Genomic DNA, 25,452 nt, shown 5'->3' on the forward strand with positions numbered 1-25,452 from the left:
TTTTAAAACTCTTTGGGAAAACGTTTTCCGGAAATCAGGAAATATCCCCCCGTTATTTAAATAATTAAAAAATAGATGAGGTGTAAAAATGAAAAAAGTAAGAATTGGTGTCATTGGTGCAGGTTTACGTGGTGGACTAGCTCAGTATTGGCATAAACCAGATGGTGAATCAGAGGTTGTTGCACTTGCTGATTTATCTCAAGAACGATTAGATAAGTTTCAAGAAAAAATCGGCTCACCGTTATTTTTAACAAAAGACTACAAAGAATTATTGACTCGTGATGATATCGATGCAATTGCAGTATTGTCTCCAGATTATTTACATGAAGAACATGTAATTGCGGCTCTTGAAGCTGGAAAACATGTGTATTCTGAAAAACCACTTGCTATTACGGTCGAAGGTTGTGACCGAATTATTGAAGCTTGGGAAAAATCAGGAAAGCATTTAATGGTTGGTTTCAACATGCGTTATATGAGCATGTACCAAACTATGAAAGACATTATTGACTCAGGTGCTATCGGCGAATTGAAAACTATTTGGGTTCGTCACTTCGTAGGATTTGGTGGCTATTTCTACTACCACGATTGGCACGGGAATTCAAAAAATACAACGTCTCTTCTATTACAAAAAGGTTCACATGATCTTGACGTTATCCATTGGATTTCAGGAAAGTACGCGACAAAAGTTTCGGCATTTGGTTCACTTGATTACTATGGTGGGGACAAGCCAAACACTTTAACATGTCCTGAGTGTGATTTAAAGAATACATGTCCTGAATATGTTCCTCATACATTTACGGAATGTGCTTTCCGAGAAGAAATCGATGTAGAAGACAACAATATGCTTATTATGGAACTTGAAGGCGGCATTAAGGCATCGTATCTGCAATGTCACTTTACACCTGATTATAACCGTAACTATACATTCATCGGTACAGAAGGTCGTATAGAGAACGATGATGTAAACGACAAAATATACTTAAAAACGCGTAAAACTAACACTGTGAAAGAGTTTAGTAATGTAACGTACGAAATGAAACCAGAAGAAGGAAGTCATGGCGGTGCAGATCCGAAAATTGCACAAGATTTTGTTGAATTAATCTTACGCAATAAACAACCACTTACAACTCCATTTGCTGGAAGAATGAGCGTAGCAGTTGGATGTGCAGCTACTGAATCTATCCGTTCGGGTGGTAAAGTAGTCAACATTTCTCAAGAATCTACTATCGTACACAGTTAATAAGTTTGTAAGAAAAGGGGTGTGACCATGACTAAACTGGATGAAGGTGTAGGTTATGTAGATGAAATAGAGAAAAGTGAAATAAAGAAGCCATTAAAAAATAGACCGAAAGTGAAGAAAAGTGCTCGAATTGAATGGAAAAAATCATTCAAGAAAAACTGGGAGCTTTATCTATTACTTACACCTGTTATTTTATACTTTGTTGTATTTCATTACTTTCCTCTTTATGGTCTGCAGATCGCATTTAAAGATTTTATCGCGACAAAAGGGATTACAGGGAGTCCTTGGGTAGGATTTAAACACTTTGAGAGATTCTTTGATAGTTACTATTTCTGGAGACTTATTAAAAACACTATAGGAATTGGAGTATTCACGCTTTTAGTTTCATTCCCAGTTCCTATCATTCTAGCTCTTATGCTAAATGAAGTGAAAAGCTTACGATATAAGAAATTTGTTCAAACAGTAATTTATGCTCCGCATTTCCTATCAACAGTTGTTGTCGTTGGGATGCTTCTATTGTTCTTAAAATCAGATGGTCTTGTCAATCAAGTGATTATGTTATTTGGAGGCAATTCAATTGATTTTATAACAGAACCAGGTTGGTTTAAAACGCTGTTTGTATTCTCTGATGTATGGCAAACAATGGGGTGGAGCTCAATTATTTATATTGCTGCACTCGCTGCGGTGGATCCTGCTCAACACGAAGCGGCAATGATTGATGGTGCTTCTAAGTTCCAAAGAATAATTCATATTAACATTCCGGCAATTATGCCAACAATTGTTATTTTGTTCATTTTGAATGCAGGATCAGTTATGGCTGTTGGATTTGAAAAAGTATTTCTTATGCAAAATGATTTAAATATGTCGACGTCTGATGTTATCTCAACTTTCGTATACCGAAGTGGTATCTTGGAAGCTCAATATAGTTTCTCAGCTGCAGTTGGTCTGTTCAACTCGCTCATTAACTTCATCATGCTCATCATGGTAAATCAAATTGCGAAAAAAGTGAGTGAGACAAGTCTATGGTAAGGGGTGACTAAATTGAGAGAAACGAAAACAGATCGCGCGTTTAATATATTCAACATTGTATTTCTTGCAATTGTCGCTTTACTAGTAATCTATCCATTGGTTTTTGTTCTCAGTGCATCGCTTAGTAACCCACAGTATGTATTATCAGGTGAACTGTGGTTATGGCCTAAAGAATTTACATTAGATGCATATGAAAAGGTATTCAAGAACGAGGATATTATTAATGGTTTTGTGAACACGTTGAAATATACAGTATTTGGTACTATCTTGAATGTTATTATGACCATTCTAGCTGCATATCCGTTGTCACGTAGAGATTTAAAGGGACGCGGATTCATTATGGCATTTATCGTTTTCACAATGTTCTTTAGTGGGGGGCTAATCCCTACATATTTACTTATTCGTGATTTAGGAATGTTAAATACGTTTTGGGTTATGATCATTCCGAATGCTGTTGCAGTTTGGAATATTATCATAATGCGTACATTCTTCCAGTCTATTCCTCATGAGTTAGAGGAGTCGGCAATGATTGATGGTGCAGGGAATTTCAAAATTCTTTGGAGTATTGTACTACCATTATCATTTCCTGTAATCGCAGTAATGGTACTTTTCTATTCAGTAGGCCATTGGAATTCATACTTCCAGGCATTGATTTATTTGCAAGATCAAGATAAGTTCCCACTTCAATTGATTCTTCGACAAATACTAATTCAAGGTCAAACTGATGACATGATTAAAGCAACTTCTGAAAGCTTTTTAGCTCAACAATTAAGTGTTGAAGGTTTGAAATATGCAGTATTAATTGTGGCAAACTTGCCGATGCTTATGCTTTATCCGTTTTTACAACGATATTTTGTAAAAGGCGTTATGATTGGTTCATTAAAGGGGTAACAAAGAAAACAGATATACGAGGGGGAGATTGTATTGAAGAAAAGGTACTTTGCTGGTATTGTAACAAGTCTATTATTAACATCTAGTATTTTAGGAGCATGCTCAAGTGATGAAGGAACAACTGGAAAAAGTGGAAATGTAGATAACGTTAATAAGACGGGTATGCCTATCGCTAAAGAAAAAATCGAAGTTGATGGTTTTGGAGCAAAATTCTTTGCATCACAAGATTGGAATAAACTTATGCTTTGGGATGAGTACGCGAAAAAGTCAAATATTGATGTTAACTGGAAAACAGTACAAGTTGAAGCATTAGCAGAGAAAAGAAATTTAATGCTTGCAGCTGGGGATTATCCAGAACTATTCTTTGCTTCAGCTTTTCCTAAAACAGATTTAGTTAAATACGGACAGCAAGGTGTGTTTCTACCATTAAACGACTATATTGATGAGTATGCGCCAAACTTTAAGAAGATTATGGAAGAATATCCATCAGTGAAACAAGGCGTTACAATGGCAGATGGCAATATTTACGGCTTCCCTACAATTTATGATCCGAAATTTGAATCACTTCGTGCTGGAACACCTTGGATTAACCAAGAGTGGTTAGATAAGTTAAACCTAAAAGCACCTGAAACAACGGATGAATTATATAAAGTATTGAAAGCATTCAAGGAAAAAGATCCGAATGGCAATGGTAAAGCGGATGAACAAGCTTGGGGTGGCGGATATGGTATTCTTGAATTCATTAATTATTTACGTGGTACGTTTGGCTTAAATAAGCAAGGAACGATGAATATTAACCTAGACTTTAAAGAAGGAACTGAAGAATTCCGTTTTGTTCCGTCTACGGATGAATATAAAGAGTTACTTACATTCTTGAACAAGCTATATACAGAAGGTTTAATTAACAAGGATGTTTTCACTACAGAACCGCAAACGTTTTCTGCTGAAGCATCTAAAGGTAACTTTGGTATGTTAAACGAAGTTGACCCTAAAGAATTGTTGAAACTTGATGGTTATGTTGGTATACCAGTTTTAGAAGGTCCTACTGGAGAACGTGCTTATAACGCAGTTACAAATGGACTTGGAAACCTTGGAATGTTTGTTTTAACTGATAAGGCAAAAGATCCAGAAGCATTAGTTCGCTGGATTGATTACCTTTACGGTGATGAAGGTACGAAAATGTTCTTCATGGGCTTCGAGGGCGTAACATATGAAGAAGATAAAGACGGAAACTTCAAATTCCTACCGGAGATTACTGATAATCCAGACGGTAAAAATATGGACCAAGCGATCAGTGAATTTTTAACTTGGCCAGGTGGATATTACCCTGGAATCGTAAAACAGAAATACTTCCAAGGTGCTGAAGCAAAAGAAAACACAATTAAAAACGCTGAGCAAGTTCGTCCATATCGTATTAAAGACGAAGATATTCTACCAGGACTGAACTATACACTTGAAGAAAGTGATAAAGTTAGTGCAATCATGACAGATATTCAGACATATATTGATGAAATGGCTGCAGGCTTTATTACTGGTAAACAAGACTTTAGCAAGTGGGATGACTACAAGAAGACTCTTGATAAAATGCAATTACAAGATTATCTTAAAACTGCTCAAGGAGCATACGATCGCACTAAAGGTGAAAAGTAAATTTATAATTGCTCATACAAGGACCCCCTTGTATGAGTTTTACCCTTTAAGGGAGGTAGTATAATTGAACATGAACGGATGGAAAGGGAAGCTTTATTGGTTTGTAGAATTTGTGACGATGCTAGCTGTGCTGCAATTAATGTGGATTGGATTAACTTTACTAGGTCTAATTATTTTTGGTATATCACCAGCTACTGTTGGTCTATTTTCAATAATGAGAAAAAGATTACATGGTCAGGATGATTTAAAAACACTTATCAAAAATTATTGGAAAGTTTACAAAGAAGAGTTTATTAACTCAAATAAGATTGGTGTTATTTTAATTGGTATTGGTTATTTTTTAATAATCAATTTGAAAATTGTTTTAAATATGAGTGGTAGTTATAGTTTATTAATGTTGACGTTGGTTGTCATGATTGCGATTTTGTATGCTGTAATGGTAATGAATATATTCCAAGTGTTTGCACATTACGACCTGCCATTCTCTCGTTATTTTTCGACATCTCTTCTATTAAGTATCTCATTTCCACTCCAAATGCTTGGTTCTATTATCGGTCTCTATGTGTTGTATCGAATTTTCTTATTCATACCAGGGTTACTGCCGTTTTTCGGAATAAGTGTAACGATATTATTTCTTACATGGATGTCATCACAAATTTTCAAGTTAAAAGGGGAATCGGATGGTTCTATACTGAAAGAAGATAAAAATACTAAACAGAAATTTGAAGAAGGAACTATATCATGAAAAATATACTATTAATTAACGCAACAGTTGTTCTTGAAAAAACAATTGTTCAAAATGGATATGTTTATATAAAAGGGGAAAAGATTGAGTCAGTTGGAGAAATGGTAGATTGTCCGGTATATAGCGAAGTGGACCAAGTATTTGATTGTACCGGAAAACAATATGTTATTCCAGGTATGATCGATATACATATACATGGTGCTGCCGGATATGATTTTATGGATTCGACTAAAGAATCTTTTGAAGAAATAGCCCATGCACTTGCCAAGGAAGGAACAACTTCTTTCCTTGCAACAACGATGACAAATCCAATATTACATATAAATGAGGTTATTGAAAATCTTGCAAGCTATATGAAAGATCATAATCTTTCAGGAGTGGCTGAGATGCTAGGTATTCATGTTGAGGGACCATTTATTAATAAGGTACAAAAAGGGGCCCAACCGGAAGATGCTATTCTAGTACCTAATGTTAGTTTGTTTAAAGAATGGCAAACGCTATCTGGAGACAATATTAAAGTTTTAACTTTTGCTCCTGAATTAGATAACCATTTTGAGCTGCTAAAGGAACTTAAAAGTAACGGTGTTATTCCATCAATGGGGCATACAGATGGTTCATACGATGAATGTTTGCAAGCTATAGATCATGGAGTTGAACATGCTACGCATCTCTTTAATGGGATGAGAGGATTGCATCATCGTGATCCGGGTGTCGTAGGAAGTTCACTTTTAAATGATAATGTTTATGTTGAAGTCATTCCTGATGGCATTCATTTTCATCCAGACTTATTAAAAATGGTTGTAAAAATGAAAGGGCTTGAAAGAATGCTCGTTATTACTGACGGAATTCGAGCAAAGGGAATGTCCGATGGGGTTTATGATCTAGGTGGTCAAAGTGTGAAGGTTAATGATGGAAAATGCGTTTTAACTTCTACAGGATCACTTGCAGGTAGTATAGTAACGATGAATAATGCACGTAAGAATCTTATTAAATGGCTTGGACTTACTATTCATGAACAATTACAGGTCACTTCTGCTAACCAAGCTAAACGTCTAGGTTTATACGATCGAAAAGGATCTATTCAAGCTGGTAAAGATGCTGATATCGTAGTCCTAGGAGAAAATGATGAAGTGGAATTGACAATTTGTAGAGGATTAGTTGCTTTTCAACAGAAAGATGCATTCAAATAATGTCAATCTTTGTGAAATGATGATATATTGAATTTATGAAGAAGTAAGAAGAGGATGAGTAACGTATGAAACCGTTAGATCAAAAAAGTATTATTCCATTATATCATCAACTAAAGCAACGTTTAGATGCGCGCATTAGAGGAGGTGAATGGAAGCCAGGTGATAAAATCGATTCTGAAAATCGTTTAATGGAGTTGTTCCAAGTAAGTAGAAATACTGCGAAAAAAGCGATTGAAGAATTAGTTCAAGAAGGTACATTGTATCGTGTACAAGGAAAAGGAACTTTTGTTTCGAAACCTAAATTTGAACAATCACTAGGTGGTTTTTATAGTTTTAGTCGAGTTTTACAAGAACAAGGTCTACATCCAAAAGATCATGTGCTTGAAGTGAAGGAAGTCGAGCCATCAGCGACTGTAAGGCAAGGACTACAGCTTCCAGAAGGTGAAATGGTCGTTGAAATAAAACGACTACGCTGTGCAGAAGACGAACCTATTATTCTTGAATCATCATTTTTGCCAAAATCAGTTATTCAAGATATGTCCGTTTTGCATGAAGTTGGCACGTTTTCCCTTTATGATTTATTAGCTGAACGTTATAACGTGATAGTTGTTCGAGCAAAAGAGGCTTTTGAACCGGTTCTAATTCGAGAGGAAGAAAGTATACTGTTAGAGACAGAAGTCGGAAAGCCTGCTTTACTATTGGAACGAACAGCTTATGACACAAATAATCGCCCAGTAGAATTTTGTATTTCAATTGTACGTGGCGATCGTTGTAGATTTTACACTGAGCTTCATTAATACTCATAGAATTTTCTATGAGTTTTTAAATAATTTAAGTTAACCCAACAACCCATCTATAGGAGGAGAAAATTATGTCATTAGTTACAACGAAAGAAATGTTAAAAGACGCTTACGATAATCATTATGCAATCGGTGCATTCGGTGCACACAATTTAGAAATTATTAAAGCAGTAATTGCAGGAGCTGAAGCAACAGGTTCACCAGTTATACTGCAAACTACTGCAAGCACATATAAATATGTAGAAATGCCATATATGATTGCAATGGCAAAAGCAGCAGCCGAACAAGCAAAAGTACCAGTAGCACTACATTTGGACCACGGTGAATCATATGACGTTGTGATGGAATGTTTACGCGCAGGTTATACATCTATTATGATCGATGGATCAAGACTACCATTAGAAGAAAATATTGCGCTTGTCCGTAAAGTAACGGATGCAGCAAATGCTATCAATGTACCAGTAGAAGCAGAATTAGGAACTATTGGTGGCGTAGAGGATGATCTTGAACTTGAAGAGTCTAAAGCATTTTTCACTGATCCGATAATTGCTGAACGATTTGTACGAGAAACTGGAATCTATTCATTTGCCCCTGCATTTGGAACAGCACACGGAAATTATAAAAAAGAGCCTAAGTTACAATTTGATTTACTAGAAGAAATTCAAAAATTAACAAATATCCCTCTAGTAATGCACGGAGCATCGGGTGTACCGGATGCTAGTCTAAAAAAAGCATTAGATTATGGTGTTGCAAAAGTGAACTTCTCAACTGAATTGAAAGACATGTTCGCAGAAGAAGTTCGAGCATTTTTCAAAGAAAATCCTAATGAAAACGACCCACGCAAATATTTCATGCCTGCACGTGAAGCACTTATTGACTTAGTAAAAGCAAAGATTGTTACTCTACAAAAATGATAACAACGATCACGTTAAATGCAGCAATTGATCAAGTGTATGAGGTTGATTCGTTAGCTGTTGGAGGTACGAATCGAGTTTCAACCATAATTCAAGAAGCGGGCGGTAAAGGGATTAATGTTGCAAAGGTTCTTAAGCGTTCTGGAGCTGACGTTACTGTCGGTGGGTTTGCAGGTGGTATTAATGGTGAGAGAATTCGTCAGTTACTTTTGAAGAAAAGTATTCCAAGTGAGTTAATTCAAGTAGAGGGTGAAAGCCGTGTCTGCTTAACAGTGCTAGATTCAAAGAAAAGTAAAGTAACAGAATTACTTGAAAGTGGTCCCCAGATTACAAAGCAAGAATGGCAATCAATGCTCAATTGGATAGAAGATCAATCTCAAAGTGTGAAGTGGTTCGCATTATCAGGTAGCTTACCAAAAGGTTTACCAACAACGGCGTATGCTGAACTTATTGATATTATCAATGCAAACGGAGCAAAAGCGATTCTTGATTCAAGTGGAGATGCTTTGCAAAATGGCATTAAAGCAAAACCCTATGCTATCAAACCGAATGAGTTTGAAATTGCGACAATTCTCGGTAAAGCAACTGTAAATGAAACGGATCTACTTGATGTAGGAAAACGATTTGTAGATGATGGAGTTGAGCATGTCTGCTTTAGTTTAGGAGAAAAAGGTGCGATTTTTGTCAATCAAGAGGGTTATTTCAAAGCAGATGCACCAAAAGTAGAGGTCATTAACACAGTAGGAAGTGGAGATGCCTTTGTAGGTGGTTTGTTATATGGATTAGCTAATGGTGAAGAACCTTTAATAGCTTATAAAAGAGCATTAGCATGTGGTTCAGTTAACGCAATGTATAGCAAAATTGGTTTCATTGATTCGCAACAAGTTGAAGAATTAATGGCACAAATTACAATCATAAAATTATAGATTGGGGAAAAGAAATATGTATACTTATAAAGAAATAACTGGTCAAGGTGAACAACTTCAAAAGACTCTTGAGATTGTTGAGAATTTAAATCTTGAAATCGGAAATGTAGATCAAGTTTTATTTACAGGTTGCGGAACATCATATTACATAGCAGCTTCTGCAGCTAAATATTTCCAAACTGTGACAGGCGTTTTTGCTTCAGCAATCCCTGCATCAGAATTATTCCTTCATACATCTTCATGTATAGTACCAGGAAAAAAATATCTTATCGTTGCAATTTCAAGATCAGGAACTACTTCAGAAATACTTATTGCACTTGATCATTTAAAAGGCCATGCTGACCTTAGCACAATGGCAATTACATGTAACGGTGATACGCCGATGGCAACTGCAGCAGATAAAGTAATCGCTCTTGATCATATTTCTGAAAAAAGCGTCGTAATGACACAATCATTCTCGAATATGTTATATGGCCTACAAGTATTTGCTGCAACACAAGCAAATTCAACACACAATTTAAATGAGTTAAAACAAATACCACAATTAGTTGCAGAAGCGTTAACAAATGAAGACCTAACAAAAGTTGTTGCTGAGGATCTTTCTAAAACACGCATTATCTTCTTAGGATCTGGTTCATATAACGGAATAGCAAAAGAGGCGACATTAAAATTAAAAGAGATGACGCAAACAGAATGTGAAAGCTATTCTAATTTAGAATTTAGACACGGACCTATTTCAATTGTAGATGAAACAACAGTTGTAATCTTGATGACTCAACTAGAAACAGCTGATTATGATCAAGCACTAGTTAAAGATATTCAAAAACTTGGTGGTTGTGTTCTTACTATTGGTACAACACCTGAAGGATTTGAAGCGGACCATATTATTAAATTAACTGATGAAATTAGCGATTTAAATAGACATGGAATGTATGTTCCTTATCTACAATTGCTTGCGTATCAGCGTGCGATTCATCTTGGATATAATCCAGATAAGCCTCGTAACCTTACTCAAGTTGTTAAATTGGCGTAATTGGATGGTGAATGAAGATGGAATACATTTTAGCAGCTGATGTTGGAGGCACTAAATTAGCTACAGCTTTGTTTCGCAAAGATGGAACTGTAGTGGAAGAAATCGTAATACCAAGTGAAAAACATGACGGCGAAAAACTATTCCATTCACTAGTAGATTCTTTTAAGAATCTACTAGTGAATTCATGTGTTTACATGGATGATGTGATGGGAATTGCATTAGGAATTCCCGGAATTGTAGATTCTGAAAATGGGATAGCAGTTTTTCAAAATAATCTACCTTGGAGAGACTTCCCATTAGCAGATAGATTAGCTATTGAGTTTCCCGAAACACAGATTAAAATAGACAATGATGTGTATATGGCTACTTGGGGGGAATATACGAACCGTGGGTTTTCTAAAGAGTCTATGGTTTATGTGACACTGAGTACTGGCATTTCTTGTTGTTCGATTCACAGAGGAGAGTTTTTACGAGGCGCTGGCATGGCAGGGGAAATTGGATTTAGCCTAACAGACAATCCAGAGACAACGCTTGAACCTCTAGTTTCTGGTCCTGCATTGGAATCAAAAGGGCGAGAACATTTTAATAATCCTACATTGAAATTACATGAAATGATGGAATTATACTATCAAGGTGACGATGCAACAGTCTCTATAATAAATGAGGCAGTTACTTCGTTAGCTAAAGAAGTACATCATATTATGGTCTTTTTAGATCCGCACTGTATCGTTCTTGGAGGTGGTGTTTTCAATCATCATCCTGAGTTGATCAAGGCAGTTAAGAATGAGGTCAGAAAGTACCTTAGCCATCCATTATTAAAAGGCAAAGAAGAACGTATTGAAGCAAGCGTACATAAGGACGAAGCTGTATTACGTGGTGTTGCCTCAACAATAATAGAAGAAAAAAGATAAAAAATTAAGAGGTTGGGACAAAACAACTAACCTCAAAAATGAAAAGCCTAGAAAATTTTACGATTAGTAAAATCTTCTAGGCTTTGTTTTTTAGTCTACTTCGTAGCCGTTGTTCTCCGCTACGGCGGACGCTTTCCGCGGGCACGGCTCCAGCCTTCTCCCTCGCTTCGCTCAGTCCGGGTGCTTCTGCTCGTGCTGTTCCCTCAGGAGTCGCCGCCTTCGCTCCGAACATATAATGAACACTTCTATTTCAATTAAATCTATTCATAATTTCAGGCATGAAAAAAGACATCTTCGGATTAAATTTAAGTACCCTTACAAAAATTAACACAGAAAGTGAAACAAGTGTATGAGTGGATTACACGCAAACAAAAGAATGAAAGAGGTTTTGAGATTTTTGGCACACGTAATAGTTATTCAAAAACGGAAAATGATGCGACATCTATGCGCATGAAAGATGACTACATGCAAAACGGACAACTAAAGGCGGGATATAACGTGCAAGTTGCGACGGAAGGACAATTTACGTTGGCGTATGGCGTTTTTCCTAATCTAACAGACATGAAAACACTTATACCATTCCTTGAGCTGTAATTTATCGTAAACGTAAAATTGACATAGAACCAATTTTTGGATTTCTGAAGGCTAATTTAGGTTTCACGCGATTTTCTGTTAGTGGAAAATCGAAGGTTGATAACGATATTGGTCTCGCATTAATGGCCATAAACTTAAGAAAATAAGCGGTACGCGGATAACCTTCCATCACATATTGTCAAAATTAAACGTAAAAATCGAGATTGCATCATGCAATCTCGATTTTTTACGTGAACTGAAACTATTTATGTCCCAACCTCTTTTTTTATCTAATGCGACTCTTACTTTCTTTATCAAAGAAATGACTTTTTGAAAGATCGAATGCAAGCTTAATTTTTTGACCCGGTTGGATTAGTGAATCTGAAGATAATCGAGCAATATATTGTTGACTATCTAATGTAGAATAGACCATTAATTCGGCTCCTGTTAATTCAGATACTTCAATATTTGCCTCAACTGTAGACTCTGTATGTTGAGCTAGTACTAATGGATCTTCAGAAATATGTTCAGGTCTAACACCGAGAATAATTTCTTTACCGTTATAGCCTTGGCTAATTAAGATTGCTAGTTTATCTTGAGGGATTTTCAATAAGATACTTCCAGCTTTGAAGTAACCACTATCGATTGTGCCTTCAAAAAAGTTCATTGCAGGTGATCCAATAAAGCCGCCTACAAATACGTTTTCGGGATTCTCATATACATCTTTTGGTGTACCAATTTGTTGAATTAGACCGTCTTTCATAACAACAAGGCGTGAAGCCATTGTCATCGCTTCAGTTTGGTCATGTGTTACATAGATTGTTGTCGTTTTCAAACGCTTATGTAATTTTGCAATTTCAGCACGCATTTGAACACGTAATTTTGCATCCAAGTTTGATAATGGTTCATCCATTAAGAATACTTTTGCATCACGAACGATTGCGCGGCCTAGTGCAACACGTTGTCGTTGTCCACCTGATAATGCTTTTGGTTTACGATCTAAGTAGGGCTCAAGATCAAGAATACTCGCTGCATTTTTTACACGTTTCTCAATTTCTGCTTTTGAGAATTTTCTAAGCTTTAAGCCGAACGCCATATTGTCATATACACTCATATGAGGATATAGTGCATAGTTTTGGAATACCATTGCGATATCGCGTTCTTTTGGAGGAACATTATTCATAGATTTACCATCAATGCTAAATTCCCCTTCAGAAATTTCTTCAAGTCCAGCAATCATACGAAGTGTTGTCGATTTCCCACATCCAGAAGGACCAACAAGAACGATAAACTCTTCATCTTGGACACGCAAATTGAAATTAGAAACTGCCGTACTTCCGTCATCATAAACTTTAAAAATATCTTCAAGAACCATTTTCTCCATATTAAGCACCCCTTTAATATCAATATCTCTTTATATATTAAAGTTTAACAATCATAGGCGAAACATCATATGTATAATGTGCACAATTTTCTGACGTATTAATTGTGCGCTTTGTCTTCATCCTCACTAGCTATCAAACTAGCACAATATGAAACAAGTGCCCCATCAAAATACCTTACAGAAATACCGGTGATATCTTGGAACTTTGTAAGACGATATTGAAGGGTATTTCTATGAACATGCAATTTTTTAGCAGTGACTGAAGCATTAAATCCATTCTCAAAAAAGAGCTGAACTGTTTGAAGTAACTCCATATCAAATTCAATTGGCTCTAGTACTTCTTTCCGGATTACCTGTTTCATTTCGTCAGACATTTGTTCAATTAGATTAATAGGGAAAGTCTTTTCCATGGTATAGATTTGTTCAGCATGATTTCTTTCAAGACCTTTATTAAACCATTCTTTTTCTTTTATAAAATGACTAGAAAATAATGTAGCGGTCGAATGGAATTTTCCAATATATATCTTGACCTTTAAGAAAAAATCACTTTCAAGTGCAACGATAAAAGAAGAGAAGTCATCAAAAGTATGTATATAAGAAGCTTTCTGCTCAATAAGGACGGCTTCATGTGTAGAAATAAAAATAAGTTGCATAGCATCATTAAAATACGCTTGAACAGCTTGATTCAAGTCGGATTTTAAGATGTCGTCAGTTTTAAGATGCAGCTGAATAATACGGATATCACAATCCTCTTTTAAAGGAGAAGGACCACTTTTTAATAAAAATTGAATCCATTTCTCTGAGATAGAATCATTACTAAATAATGTAGGTTGAATCTCTTTAAAAAGTGAAGTTAACAGAGCATAGTCACGAGCTGTTAATTCTTTTCTCTCGACGGTCATCCAAGTATTGTTGAATTCATTATGGAATATATGAACATTTTCTTTAATATTGACAGGACATTCGGTAAGTAGATTGATAGAAGGAAAAAGAGCTGCTAAGTTAGTTGACATTATATGTAATCTCCTATCCTAAAGCCATTACAGCTTATGATATTAGTGAAGTAATTCGATACTAGGGAGTACCTATTTTCTATTATAAATCACAGAACTCTATTTAACATAACTGAACAGTTAAAATATTTGAAAGATAGATAATAGTTATTTTTATTTATTATTAAGCATATCTATTAGGGCTAGGGGTGTATTAAAAAAGCCGAATTTAACTTTTATAAAAAAGCGAAATATGGTAATTTAATAGATCAAATAATTTAAGCAAAAGTCAATAGATATTGGTTTATAGGAAGGGGAGAGAGTATTTGAAGAAGGGCATACTTAGTTTCTTATTATTTATAGCAACCATTGTGTTTCTTACACCTGTAGAAATTTTGGCAGCTACAAATGAATATTACATTTCAAAGGATAGTGAAAATGTTTCCAAAGGGATGTACTATGCAAAACCAAACGGAAAAGCAAAAATGGTTGTTAAATTTACTCGTTATAATACTAATAAAAAGGTGAAGAAATCACTTGGATTAAAGGATATGAAAGCACAGTATAAATTATCGACAAAATCTGGTGACCTAATTCATGATTTTGATCGTTCGATATATAAACTGCAAAAAGTTGGATCTAAACTCTACCTCCCAACGCCTGTCTATCGAACTGAAAGTATTTATGGACCAGCAGAAGGATACGCTCTAAAGTTATATGAAATGACAGCTAGCGGAAATAAAAAACGTGTGATAAAAGATTATATTCCATCGAATACTGTCACTCCATATATAATCGAGGGTTCTAGCCTGTTTTACGTTACTTATAACAATCAATCCATGAAGGAATATGATTTAAATGTATATGATCTGAAATCAAAAAAGAAAAAGACTCTGAAAAGATTGGTAGATAGTTTCTGGATACAATCTGGAACCATTTATTTCACGGAAAAAGGTAGTTTGTATTCGATGCAACAGAATGGAGAAAAAATAAAACAATACAAATCAATTGATTACTTATATAATGCTATTGGTTTTGAGGCTAGGAGTTATGGTGTTACGATAAATGATGTTCTCATTTATTATAGTGGTAGAGAAGGTAGGTATTATTATTTAGACACCAATACAGGTGAAAGTATTAAGTTGCCTAATATTAATATTTATGAAGGCAATCAGTATATTGACTATTCTTCACAACGCATTTTTTATACAGATAAAGAAGGTTTGAAAATGTATGATAGTAAAATTAGAAAGACTAAGTTGATTAAACGAACAAAAACCATTGTTTACATTCATCAAGTAAAAATGAATGCTAAAAAAATTCAATATATACAAGGTAATCGGTTGTATGAGGTTGGGTTTTAGATAAAAAACTTAATTGTCTTTAATAATGAGAAAGCCCTAAATGACTTTTAATTAAATCATTTGGGGCTTTTATTAATATATTTTGTATATTTTGCAATTGAAGAATCAAACATCGAGTTGTGTACTAAATAATAATTCAAATAATTAGTTGACATAAATGGAAAAAATCGATAAGCTAATATAAAGTTTCCTTTAGGAAAGAAAATTTCGCAAAGGAATTATTTTTTTACCTAAAAAGTTTCCTTCGGGAAAAATAATTAACACAGGGAAAAAGGGGAGAAGAAAATGAAAAAGGTAGTTATTTTTTTTGCTGCAATCTTAATATTAGTTGGATGTTCAACGAAAAAAGAAAATGATAAACCAGTTGTTGTAACAACGATTAGTCAAATTGCAGACGCTGTATCTGTTATTGCTGGAGATCGTGTAGAAGTAAAGGCGTTGATGGGACCTGGAGTAGATCCACACTTGTATAAGGCTACACAAGGAGATTTAAGTAAATTAGAAAGTGCGGATGTGATTTTTTATAGTGGCCTTCATCTTGAAGGGAAGATGCTAGATGTTTTTGAAAAGATGCAAGAAAATGATAAAACCGTTAAGGCAATAAGTGAATCAATTGAAGAAGAGAAATTGTTAGGAATTGAAATGGATGCAAAGTTATATGACCCTCACGTATGGTTTGATATCGATATTTGGAAAACTGCTGTTCATCAAATTACAGATACATTAAGTGAGAAATATCCAGAATATAAGAATGAGTTTAGTGAAAATGAAGCTATCTACTTTAAAGAATTGGATGATCTATCGACTTATGCAAAACAAAGAATTGACGAGATACCATTAAATCAGCGTGTACTGGTAACAGCACATGATGCTTTTAATTATTTTGGGCGTAGTTTGAATATAGAAGTACGTGGTTTACAAGGGTTAAGTACGGAGTCTGAATATGGTTTAAAAGATGTAAGAGACGTTGTTGACTTTTTAGTCGGAAACAATATTAAGGCTGTATTTATTGAATCAAGCGTGTCTGATAAAGCGATGAAAGCAGTAATTGATGGAGCTAAAGAAAAAGGACAAAATGTGAAAATTGGCGGGGAATTATATTCAGATGCTATGGGAAAAGAAGGAACAGAACAAGGAACTTATATTGGCATGTATAAACACAATGTAGATACAATTGTCAACTCATTGAAATAGGGGGCGGAAAATTTGAATGCAATTGAAGTAAGCCAATTATCAGTGGCATATGAAGATAATCTTGTTTTACATGATATTAATTTAAGTGTACCTGTTGGAAAATTAGTTGGAATTATTGGTCCGAATGGTGCTGGAAAATCTACATTGATAAAAGCTATTTTAAATCAGCTACCTAATAAAACTGGGGACGTGGAGATATTAGGACATTCTTTAGATCCTAAAAATCATCTTGTGGGTTATGTTCCACAACGAAATGCAGTAGATTGGGATTTTCCAACAAATGCATTGGATGTAGTTCTAATGGGACGTTATGGTCATATAGGATTATTTAATAGACCTAAAGCGAAAGATCGAGAGAAAGCTATGAAATGTTTGAAAAGTGTAGGTATGGGGGAGTTTGCAAATCGTTCCATTGGTCAACTATCAGGCGGGCAACAACAACGCGTTTTTTTAGCTCGAGCACTTGCTCAGGAAGCTGAAATTTATTTTATGGATGAACCATTTGTAGGTGTTGATGCAGCAACTGAACTTACAATTATTAATATTTTAAAGGAATTAAAAGCAAAAGGGAAAACAGTACTGGTTGTACACCATGATTTACAAACAGTAAATGATTATTTTGATTGGACCGTATTACTGAATAAAACAATCATTTCTTCTGGACCAACTAGGAAAATTTTTACAAAAGAAAATTTACAACAAGCGTATGGAGGAAAGCTATTCTTTATGAATGAAAAGCATAATGAGGTACTCGCTGAAAGGGGAGGATTGAATGCTATCAGGTAACTTATTGTGGGTTCTAGCTGGTGCATCTTTATTAGGAGTTGCCTCTGGATTAATCGGTTCATTCGCATTTCTTCAAAAGCAAAGCCTTGTTGGTGATGCTGCTGCTCATGCAGCACTACCAGGTATTGCAATTTCATTTCTAATATTTCAACAAAAGGATTTACCATTATTAATGCTAGGTGCAATAATAACGGCCACTATATCAGTATATTTGATTCAAGGTATTATAAATCGCTCCAAGTTGAAGTCCGATGCTGCCATTGGAATAGTATTATCAGTTTTCTTTGGAGCTGGTATTGTTTTACTAACAATTGTTAATCAAAGTAGTTCTGGTAATCAAAGTGGATTAAATGATTTTATATTTGGTAAAGCAGCCACTATGGCAAAAAGTGACTTAGTGTGGTTATCAGGAAGTGCTTTAATAATCATTTTGACTTGCTTAACTTTTTATAAAGAATGGAAATTAGTTATATTTGATACTACATTCGCTAAAGGAATTGGCTTACCTGTAAATCTTCTTAGATTTATACTTACTGCAATTACTGTTTTAACAATTGTAACAGGTATCCAGGCTGTAGGTGTTATATTAATGTCTGCCATGCTGATCATTCCTGCGGCTACAGCTAGAATATGGTCGGATAAATTAGTAACGATGATAATTATGAGTGCTTTGTTTGGTGCTTTTTCAGGAGCATGCGGAACTTTAATTAGTTCTTTAAAGACAGGGTTATCAACTGGACCAATCATTGTCATTACAGCATCTTCATTATTTATTTTTTCATATATTTTTGCTCCAAAACGAGGTCTTTTAGTGAAAATTCAACAAAGACGAAAAATAGCGAAGCGGGTTTTAAAACAGGAGGTGCAAGCCTCTTGAATGAATTTTGGGTTTTAGTAACTGGTTCATTAGTTGGGATTACTTGTGGTTTAACAGGTGTATTTTTAATATTACGTAAAATGGCTATGATAGCAGATGCGATAAGTCATACAGTATTATTTGGTATCGTCATGGCTTTCATTATTACACAGTCATTAAATGGTATATGGATGATGCTAGGAGCTGGAATTGCAGGGGTTATAACGGCTTATTTAGTGCAAGTTCTACAATCGAATGGATTACAAGAGGATGCTTCAATTGGAGTTGTTTTTACTACTTTATTTGCGGTAGGAGTATTACTGATTACACTTTTTGCTGGAAATGTACATTTAGATGTAGAACATGTATTAATGGGCGAAATAGCATTTGTTCCTTGGAATACGTGGACATTTATGAACTTAACAATGCCGAAAGCTGTCTGGATGTTACTGTTTGTGCTATTGATAAATATTCTATTTCTTTTAGGGTTTTATAAAGAAATAAAACTGTCAACATTTGATCCTATTTTTGCAATGAGTATTGGCCTACCTCTAGTTTTTCTACATTATGCATTTATGACGCTCGTATCGTTTACTACAGTTGCGGCATTTGACAGCGTAGGTGCTGTATTAGTTGTTGCGATGTTAATTGTACCAGCTTCTACGGCGTATTTACTTAGTAAATCTATAAAAAGAATGATTATCTTAAGTATGTTAATTGGAATGCTGTCTGCTATTGGAGGTTATTACTTCGCAAAATTCCTTGACGCATCTATAGCGGGTATGATGGCAACAACAGCTGGAGGGATATTCTTACTTGTCTTTTTATTTAGACCATATGAGGGTTTATTAATGAAAAAAAGGAAACTAGTTAACATGAACAATCTTACTATAAAATCGTAAGTAGGTTTTCCTATTTCTTAAAAGCTTTTCTAAGCTTAGTATAACTAGCTATATGCTATTCCATAAAGTAAATCTAAATCAAAAGTTGTAAAAAAACGTTAGTATCATCGAAATATGATACTAACGTTTTTCTCAAAAGAGATAGATTTCTTTAGAAATGTCTCAGAATAACTTTTATTAAAAATACTTACCTATGAAGAAAAATAAAAATAGTAAAACCAAATTTGTTATTTTACAGGAGCTAAAACTTTATATTCTTCGGGTATATGTAAAATTGTTTCGTAATATGCATGTTTCGTATATTCTTTAGAGATGTTTTTATTTATAAATTTATATGTTAAGTAAGGTTCTTTAATTGGTTCTTTTTTTATAGTAGTCTGAACAGATATTGTTTTAGAAGCATTATTTTTGTCTAGTATATCTAATTCAACCCAAATCGTTTTAACGCTATTATTTAAATAGATTGATTTAATTTTTTTGTTGTGATTTTTTTGTATTTCTAATATTTGTGTAAAATCTTGTACATATGTTTTGTTTTCAGGTAATGCAGTTATGTACGGCTTTAAATAATCATCTTTCCATTGTTTTTCATTCATTGAAAAATCAGCTTTCATAATATTAATAGATGATAATCCCACTAATGATAGTGTGAACAAAAAGAAAAATCCTCTCATTATAAAACCGGTAGATGATATTGTTTTTTTGTTTTTTATTATATCCATCAAGGAATATATACCTATTATTATCCATAATAGTTCAGCAGGAATTAAAACGAACGCAGAATGGGCTTGTGATATACTTTCTTGTACTTCAATTACTTTATCAATACTAGGCACTTTAAAATCCTCCAATTTTACTTCATGTATAATTTGTATGAAAAAAATAATTTTCATGCTTTACTTTTAAGCTATACAATATACTATCTCGAAGTTAATGTATATAATAATTTCCTTTTTTACTATATTTATAACGAAAATATATGATGGGAGATATGTATAGTTGAATATTAGGTGGAACACGCTGAACTAGATGCTGTGAATTTGCACTTTTAAACGTAATAAATAAAAAAACTAGTATTCCATGCAATATATACAATCATCTTTAAAAATAAGAATAAAAAGAAGCCAATATCACTCACTTGTCGTACTGAGGATATTGGCTTCTGAAATTTTATTAGTAGCCTCATTAGTAGGGTAGGAACATAAAATATAGTATTTTAAATTTTACCTAAAGGACTTCTACAAATACCTATGTCTATACCTTTTTCATTTATTCCCTCTTTTAAATTTACTAAAGCAGAACCTGTATAGATTTGTTCAATAATGCTTGATATTTCTATATTTTCTTGATCAGTTAAAGGTTGATTAGTTAACAATTTAATAAACCAATTTTTGATTTCATCAGGATATATATTTGCTGCAATTGAGGATAATCGATTAAACCCCATTTGTACTTTTTCTTCTAAATCTATTTCGCCACCGGCATAATAATAAAAGTCATCTTTAACTTGGCCATTCAATTTTATTATTTTATCTTTATGACCAGCTTCCTTTATACCTATTACTTTTTCGTTCTTACTTAAGAAAATGATATTATCTATAGATAGATCAAATCCTGTTCTTTTCGGATTATTATATATTATTGTTGGTTTGTTAGTTAGTTCAATAATCTTTTCAGAATATCTCAATGCTTCTTCTTGAGTTGGAAGAATATAAGGTGGATATCCAAGTAATATTCCTGCAATCTTTGTCTTACTAATCGCTTTCGCAAACTCCATAGCCTCCAGCTGTCTAATAGAAGAAACTCCAAATAATATTTCCATGTTATTTATGAGTTCTTCTTCTATTGAAACAGCGTTAAGTAAGTCCAACTTTTCTTTCAGATTTAAACTATGTTGCTCTCCAGTAGACCCACCTACAAGAACAGATTTTATCCCCTTATTATATAAATATTTAATATGGTCTATAGTACCCTGTATGTTTATCGATTCATTTTTTAAAAATGCTGTGGGTACAGCAATATGAAAGGATTCTTTTAACATTTAAATCATTCCTCGTTTCTAATTAAACTATTTTTAGTTTATTTAAAGTACAAAGATTAGATGATAAAGCCTAACTGATGAATGATAGTTTAAGACTTTTATATATAAAGGTACATGATAGTAGGGCTATTTTTAACGAAAAGTCATCTGACAGGAACTGAAATATTATATTTCTCTATTTTTCTGTATAGTGTACGTACACTTATGCCTAATTGCTCGGCAACTAACTTCTTACCTTCAAAATCATAGCCATAACGATTAAGTGCTTGAAGTATTCCATCCTTTTCCATATCCTTTAAATCATTTTGTTCCTTTAGTTTTTTAGGCGATTGAAGGAGTACGGGATGTAAGAAGTCGGGCAGTGAAGATTCTGTGAGTTGATGACTTCTTTCCATATTCATACTATACTCAATGACATTTTCAAGTTCGCGAATATTTCCTGGCCAGTGGTATTGTTGTAATCTTTTCAAAAAACCTTCTGAGCATGTCTGTATGAATTTACCTGTTCGATTTTGAAGACGATCTATCAAGATAGGGACTAATGTTTCTATATCTTCTTTTCTTTCTCTTAATGCTGGTAAGTGGATTGGGATAACATTTAATCTATAATACAAGTCTGAACGGAATTTTTTAGCTTCCATCATTTCCTCAAGGGGTTGATTTGTGGCAGCAATCACACGAATATTCACTTTTTTTGGATTGATTCCACCAACTCGATTTACCATGCCATCCTGTAGAACTTTTAGTAACTTAGGTTGTAAATGGACAGGCAAATCTGCAACTTCATCTAAAAATAATGTCCCTCGATCTGCAAGTTCAAAATAGCCTGGCTTGCCTTTTTTATTTGCCCCTGTAAATGCGCCCTCCTCATATCCGAATAATTCACTTTCAAATAATGTTTCAGGAATGCTAGCGCAGTTGATTTCAATAAATTCACCTTTCCTTAACATACTTTGCTCATGAATAAACTTTGCTAAAAGGCTTTTTCCAGTACCCGTTTCTCCTGTGATAACAATTGAAGATGTACTGTTAGCAATTCTAGAAAGAAGTTCTTTTAGTTTTTTTAGCTGAGTATGGTTCCCGATAATATAATTAATATTTTCCTTTGAATTTCTGCCTGTATATTTAAATTCTCCGGAACCGTCCAATATCGTTAAAATAATTTCGCTTAATTGTGTTAACCAGTATTTAAATTGATCTTGTTGTGCAATCAACTTTTCTTGTCCCTCTGAAGTGAAACTTACAAAGGAAAGAAAGCCATAATGGTTATCATTTTTTGTGATTTTAATTAGAATTTCAGCTTTTGAAGGGCAGTTCGATTGGAAGTGGCAACCTTTACACATTTTCATATGTCCGGGGTCTTTTACAAAACTAACAGCTTCTTTGTTTTGTTTTTGAAAAAATGGTAAATAGACTCGATCCTTTTTTTGAACTTGATATTCTTCAGTGGATGCTACTAATACACCTTCATAATTAAAGAAAGCAATTTCAACTTGTAAAAGTTCTGCAAATGTTCGAATAGTCTTTGCAATTGAGGAAATAGATGACATTCATACAACCTCCCACTTTCAATGTGTAATTATTTGTGAGTAGTAAGTTTAGACATAGAAATATCAATCAATCATTCTATTTTATTATTAGGATTTTTAATTATATGAATAATTTAGATGTCATAATTGTAGTTCAATAAAGTTAAAATTGTCAATTTTCAGTCAATTGTGACAAAAATAATATTTTATTTTGATCAAAAACTAGGAACCATCACGACCGAGAGTTGGCACACTATTTGCTTTATTTCTATTAAAACAGTTCAAGGGGGTTTTTAGATGAAAATGGATTATTTTAAGTTAACTAACAAAGTAGCTGTTGTAACAGGAGCGGCCTCTGGAATTGGATATGCTACAGCAGAACTATTAGCTGAAGTAGGATTGCAAGTCATTTTACTAGATATTGATGAAGTTAAAGGTGAGCAAGCTGCTAGTACAATTCTAGAGAATGGTTATCAGGCTCAATTTATGAAATGTGATGTAACAAGTGCAGCAAATTGCCAGGCAGTAAGTGAAGAGATTAAGCAAACATACGGCAATGTAGATGTACTTTTCAATAATGCAGGTATTATTAAGCGAAAAACTGTAGTGGATTTAGAGGAACATGAATGGGATGCCGTTATAGATGTTTCCTTAAAAGGTGTGTATCTTCTATCTAAATACATCATTCCTATAATGGCTGAAGGAACAGGTGGAAGTATTATTAATACCGGATCTGGTTGGGGACTAAAAGGTGGTGACAAAGCTGCGTCATATTGTGCGGCAAAGGCTGGTGTTGTCAATTTGACAAAAGCAATGGCCATTGACCATGGACCACAGAATATCCGTGTCAATTGTATCTGTCCAGGAGATACAGATACACCATTATTAAGAAGCGAGGCACAACAGTTAAATCTCGAAGAAGGCTCTTTCTTAAAAGATTCTGCAGTGGGCCGTCCATTGGCACGATTAGGAACACCTCAAGATATTGCTAAAGGAGTGCTATTCTTAGCAAGCGATTTATCTAGTTGGGTAACAGGAACGGAATTAGTCGTTGATGGTGGCGGCTTGGCATAACGATAACCAAAATATTAGGAGGTAATACTATGACAAAAAAGGTGCACCCATACATCCCAAATATGGTACCTAAAGTTAAAGAAGAAATGCTGAAAGTAATTGGGGTAGAGAACAGTATGGAATTATATTCATGTATCCCTGAAGAACTTCAGCTACAGGAAGAGATGAATATACCAAAAGCATTAACAGAATACGAATTACGAAGACATATTGAAGGTCTTTTGAAGAAAAATATTAGTACAAACGACTATATTAACTTTTTAGGTGCCGGATGTTGGCAACATTTTGTTCCAGCGGTTTGTGACGAAATCAATCAAAGGTCGGAATTTCTAACAGCTTATGCTGGAGAACCTTATGAAGACCATGGTAGATTTCAGTCTTTATTTGAATATCAAAGTCTATTAGCGGAGCTTGTAGATATGGATGTTGTGAATGTACCTACATTCGATTGGGGGCAGGCTGCAGCAACTTCAATTAGAATGGCAGCTCGCATTAATGGAAGAAAGAAAGTTTTGATAGCTGCAACAGTTGCTCCGGAAAGAACAAAGATTATTGCTAACTACGGTTCTCCAGAGCTCGAATTTAGCAATATTGCTTTCGATCTTGATACAGGTTTAATGGACTTAGATGACTTGAAAAGTAAAATTTCTAATGAAGTAGCGGCGATTTACTTTGAAAATCCATCTTATTTAGGATTTATAGAATCCCAAGGAAATGAGATTTCTGTAATCGCTAAAGAACATGATGTATTACTTGTAGTAGGGGTGGATCCAATCTCATTAGGTGTATTGGCACCACCAAGTCATTATGGTGCTGATATTGTTTGTGGAGATTTACAACCACTCGGTATGCATATGAATTACAGCGGTGGCCAAGCCGGTTTTATCGCTACTCGCGATGAAGAAACATTCATTAATGAATTCCCATCACGTTTATTTGGTATCGTGCCAACAATAAAAGAAGGGGAATATGGATTTGGTGACGTGGCGTATGAACGGACTTCTTTTGCCCAAAGAGAAAAAGGAAAAGAATCGGTTGGTACTCAAACGGCATTATGGGGTATTACAGCTGGCGTGTACTTATCTTTACTTGGGCCTGAGGGGATGTATGAATTAGGGCAAACCATTATGCAAAATAGTCAATACACAGTAAAGAAATTGAATAAAATTGCGGGTATACAAGGTTCAAGAATTGTTTCGCCATTCTTTAAAGAATTTATTGTGGACTTTAACGATACGGGAATCTCGGTTCAAACAATTAATGAAATGTTATTAGAAAAGAAGATTTTTGGTGGTAAGGATCTTTCTAAGGAGTTCCCAGAGTATGGACAATGTGCTCTATTTTGTGTGACAGAGGTGCATACGAAAGAAGATATGGATTGTTTGATAGAGGCTCTTGAAGATATTGTTACAAAATAAACGTCTACAA

Annotated in this window: 23 protein-coding genes and 2 pseudogenes; 20 read left to right on the forward strand and 5 right to left on the reverse strand. The window is 34.4% G+C overall.

The features are described from left to right. Window positions 1-88: 88 nt before the first annotated feature. The 13 genes and pseudogenes from AMD00_RS00940 to AMD00_RS24370 form a co-directional block, all read left to right on the forward strand. A complete protein-coding gene (locus AMD00_RS00940) occupies window positions 89-1,240 on the forward strand; it encodes a Gfo/Idh/MocA family protein (protein ID WP_053415228.1) in 1,152 nt (383 codons plus the stop codon). A gap of 27 nt (window positions 1,241-1,267) precedes the next feature. After that, a complete protein-coding gene (locus AMD00_RS00945) occupies window positions 1,268-2,269 on the forward strand; it encodes an ABC transporter permease (protein WP_053415229.1) in 1,002 nt (333 codons plus the stop codon). 12 nt (window positions 2,270-2,281) lie between these two features. Continuing rightward, window positions 2,282-3,160, forward strand: a complete 879-nt coding sequence (locus AMD00_RS00950; protein WP_053415230.1) for a carbohydrate ABC transporter permease — start codon at window positions 2,282-2,284, stop codon at window positions 3,158-3,160. Between the two features lie 33 nt (window positions 3,161-3,193). Continuing rightward, window positions 3,194-4,810: an extracellular solute-binding protein gene (locus AMD00_RS00955; RefSeq protein WP_053415231.1), complete on the forward strand. Its 1,617-nt coding sequence runs from the start codon at window positions 3,194-3,196 to the stop codon at window positions 4,808-4,810. A gap of 70 nt (window positions 4,811-4,880) precedes the next feature. Then, complete coding sequence (locus AMD00_RS00960; protein WP_245639472.1) at window positions 4,881-5,555, forward strand: YesL family protein; 675 nt, start codon at window positions 4,881-4,883, stop codon at window positions 5,553-5,555. Continuing rightward, window positions 5,552-6,745 (forward strand): N-acetylglucosamine-6-phosphate deacetylase, encoded by a 1,194-nt coding sequence (gene nagA / locus AMD00_RS00965; RefSeq protein WP_053415233.1) that lies wholly within the window; start codon window positions 5,552-5,554, stop codon window positions 6,743-6,745. The genes AMD00_RS00960 and nagA overlap by 4 nt, the downstream gene beginning before the upstream one ends. 65 nt (window positions 6,746-6,810) lie before the next feature. After that, a complete protein-coding gene (locus tag AMD00_RS00970; RefSeq protein WP_053415234.1) occupies window positions 6,811-7,542 on the forward strand; it encodes a GntR family transcriptional regulator in 732 nt (243 codons plus the stop codon). Window positions 7,543-7,616: 74 nt separating this feature from the next. Continuing rightward, window positions 7,617-8,459 (forward strand): class II fructose-bisphosphate aldolase, encoded by an 843-nt coding sequence (locus AMD00_RS00975; protein WP_053415235.1) that lies wholly within the window; start codon window positions 7,617-7,619, stop codon window positions 8,457-8,459. After that, window positions 8,456-9,385, forward strand: coding sequence for a 1-phosphofructokinase (pfkB, locus tag AMD00_RS00980; RefSeq protein WP_053415236.1), 930 nt, complete (start codon window positions 8,456-8,458; stop codon window positions 9,383-9,385). Before AMD00_RS00975 ends, pfkB begins: the two co-directional genes overlap by 4 nt. Window positions 9,386-9,401: 16 nt before the next feature. Further along, the gene (locus AMD00_RS00985; protein ID WP_053415237.1) at window positions 9,402-10,418 is read left to right on the forward strand and encodes an SIS domain-containing protein; all 1,017 of its coding nucleotides are present in this window, start codon (window positions 9,402-9,404) and stop codon (window positions 10,416-10,418) included. Window positions 10,419-10,435: 17 nt separating this feature from the next. Further along, on the forward strand, window positions 10,436-11,329 hold the full coding sequence (locus AMD00_RS00990; protein ID WP_053415238.1) for an ROK family protein: 894 nt from the start codon (window positions 10,436-10,438) through the stop codon (window positions 11,327-11,329). A gap of 393 nt (window positions 11,330-11,722) precedes the next feature. Beyond that, window positions 11,723-11,917: pseudogene (locus AMD00_RS24365) on the forward strand (IS5/IS1182 family transposase); the annotation flags it as partial. A 5-nt stretch (window positions 11,918-11,922) separates the two neighbouring features. Continuing rightward, window positions 11,923-12,066, forward strand: a pseudogene (locus AMD00_RS24370) (transposase); the annotation flags it as partial. A 122-nt stretch (window positions 12,067-12,188) separates the two neighbouring features. Here the strand turns inward: AMD00_RS24370 and AMD00_RS01000 are convergent. Next, window positions 12,189-13,286: an ABC transporter ATP-binding protein gene (locus tag AMD00_RS01000; RefSeq protein WP_053415240.1), complete on the reverse strand. Its 1,098-nt coding sequence runs from the start codon at window positions 13,284-13,286 to the stop codon at window positions 12,189-12,191. A gap of 98 nt (window positions 13,287-13,384) precedes the next feature. Beyond that, window positions 13,385-14,299, reverse strand: coding sequence for a PucR family transcriptional regulator (locus tag AMD00_RS01005; RefSeq protein ID WP_053415241.1), 915 nt, complete (start codon window positions 14,297-14,299; stop codon window positions 13,385-13,387). A 305-nt stretch (window positions 14,300-14,604) separates the two neighbouring features. On the opposite strand from AMD00_RS01005, the gene AMD00_RS01010 reads away from it, so the two are divergent. From AMD00_RS01010 to AMD00_RS01030, 5 genes are all read left to right on the forward strand, one after another. Then, complete coding sequence (locus tag AMD00_RS01010; RefSeq protein ID WP_053415242.1) at window positions 14,605-15,642, forward strand: hypothetical protein; 1,038 nt, start codon at window positions 14,605-14,607, stop codon at window positions 15,640-15,642. Between the two features lie 285 nt (window positions 15,643-15,927). Next, the gene (locus tag AMD00_RS01015) at window positions 15,928-16,836 is read left to right on the forward strand and encodes a metal ABC transporter solute-binding protein, Zn/Mn family (RefSeq protein ID WP_053415243.1); all 909 of its coding nucleotides are present in this window, start codon (window positions 15,928-15,930) and stop codon (window positions 16,834-16,836) included. 12 nt (window positions 16,837-16,848) lie between these two features. Further along, window positions 16,849-17,622 carry a metal ABC transporter ATP-binding protein gene (locus AMD00_RS01020; RefSeq protein WP_053415244.1) on the forward strand — a complete coding sequence of 258 codons (774 nt, stop codon included), beginning with the start codon at window positions 16,849-16,851 and terminating at the stop codon, window positions 17,620-17,622. Beyond that, window positions 17,609-18,499: a metal ABC transporter permease gene (locus AMD00_RS01025; protein WP_053415245.1), complete on the forward strand. Its 891-nt coding sequence runs from the start codon at window positions 17,609-17,611 to the stop codon at window positions 18,497-18,499. The genes AMD00_RS01020 and AMD00_RS01025 overlap by 14 nt, the downstream gene beginning before the upstream one ends. Beyond that, on the forward strand, window positions 18,496-19,380 hold the full coding sequence (locus AMD00_RS01030; RefSeq protein WP_053415246.1) for a metal ABC transporter permease: 885 nt from the start codon (window positions 18,496-18,498) through the stop codon (window positions 19,378-19,380). The genes AMD00_RS01025 and AMD00_RS01030 overlap by 4 nt, the downstream gene beginning before the upstream one ends. 227 nt (window positions 19,381-19,607) lie before the next feature. On the opposite strand, the gene AMD00_RS01035 is transcribed toward AMD00_RS01030, so the two are convergent. The 3 genes from AMD00_RS01035 to AMD00_RS01045 form a co-directional block, all read right to left on the reverse strand. After that, a complete protein-coding gene (locus tag AMD00_RS01035; protein WP_053415247.1) occupies window positions 19,608-20,216 on the reverse strand; it encodes a hypothetical protein in 609 nt (202 codons plus the stop codon). A gap of 380 nt (window positions 20,217-20,596) precedes the next feature. Then, the gene (locus AMD00_RS01040; protein ID WP_053415248.1) at window positions 20,597-21,421 is read right to left on the reverse strand and encodes a dihydrodipicolinate synthase family protein; all 825 of its coding nucleotides are present in this window, start codon (window positions 21,419-21,421) and stop codon (window positions 20,597-20,599) included. Between the two features lie 143 nt (window positions 21,422-21,564). Further along, entirely contained in the window at window positions 21,565-22,971 is a 1,407-nt protein-coding gene (locus AMD00_RS01045; protein WP_053415249.1) for a sigma-54 interaction domain-containing protein, read from the reverse strand. 276 nt (window positions 22,972-23,247) lie between these two features. On the opposite strand from AMD00_RS01045, the gene AMD00_RS01050 reads away from it, so the two are divergent. Together AMD00_RS01050 and gcvPA are read left to right on the forward strand one after the other, a co-directional pair. Next, on the forward strand, window positions 23,248-24,024 hold the full coding sequence (locus AMD00_RS01050; RefSeq protein WP_053415250.1) for an SDR family NAD(P)-dependent oxidoreductase: 777 nt from the start codon (window positions 23,248-23,250) through the stop codon (window positions 24,022-24,024). A gap of 29 nt (window positions 24,025-24,053) precedes the next feature. Next, entirely contained in the window at window positions 24,054-25,442 is a 1,389-nt protein-coding gene (gene gcvPA, locus AMD00_RS01055) for an aminomethyl-transferring glycine dehydrogenase subunit GcvPA (RefSeq protein ID WP_053415251.1), read from the forward strand. Window positions 25,443-25,452: the final 10 nt, after the last annotated feature.

The organism is Viridibacillus arvi, assembly GCF_001274945.1.
GTDB lineage: Bacteria > Bacillota > Bacilli > Bacillales_A > Planococcaceae > Viridibacillus > Viridibacillus arvi.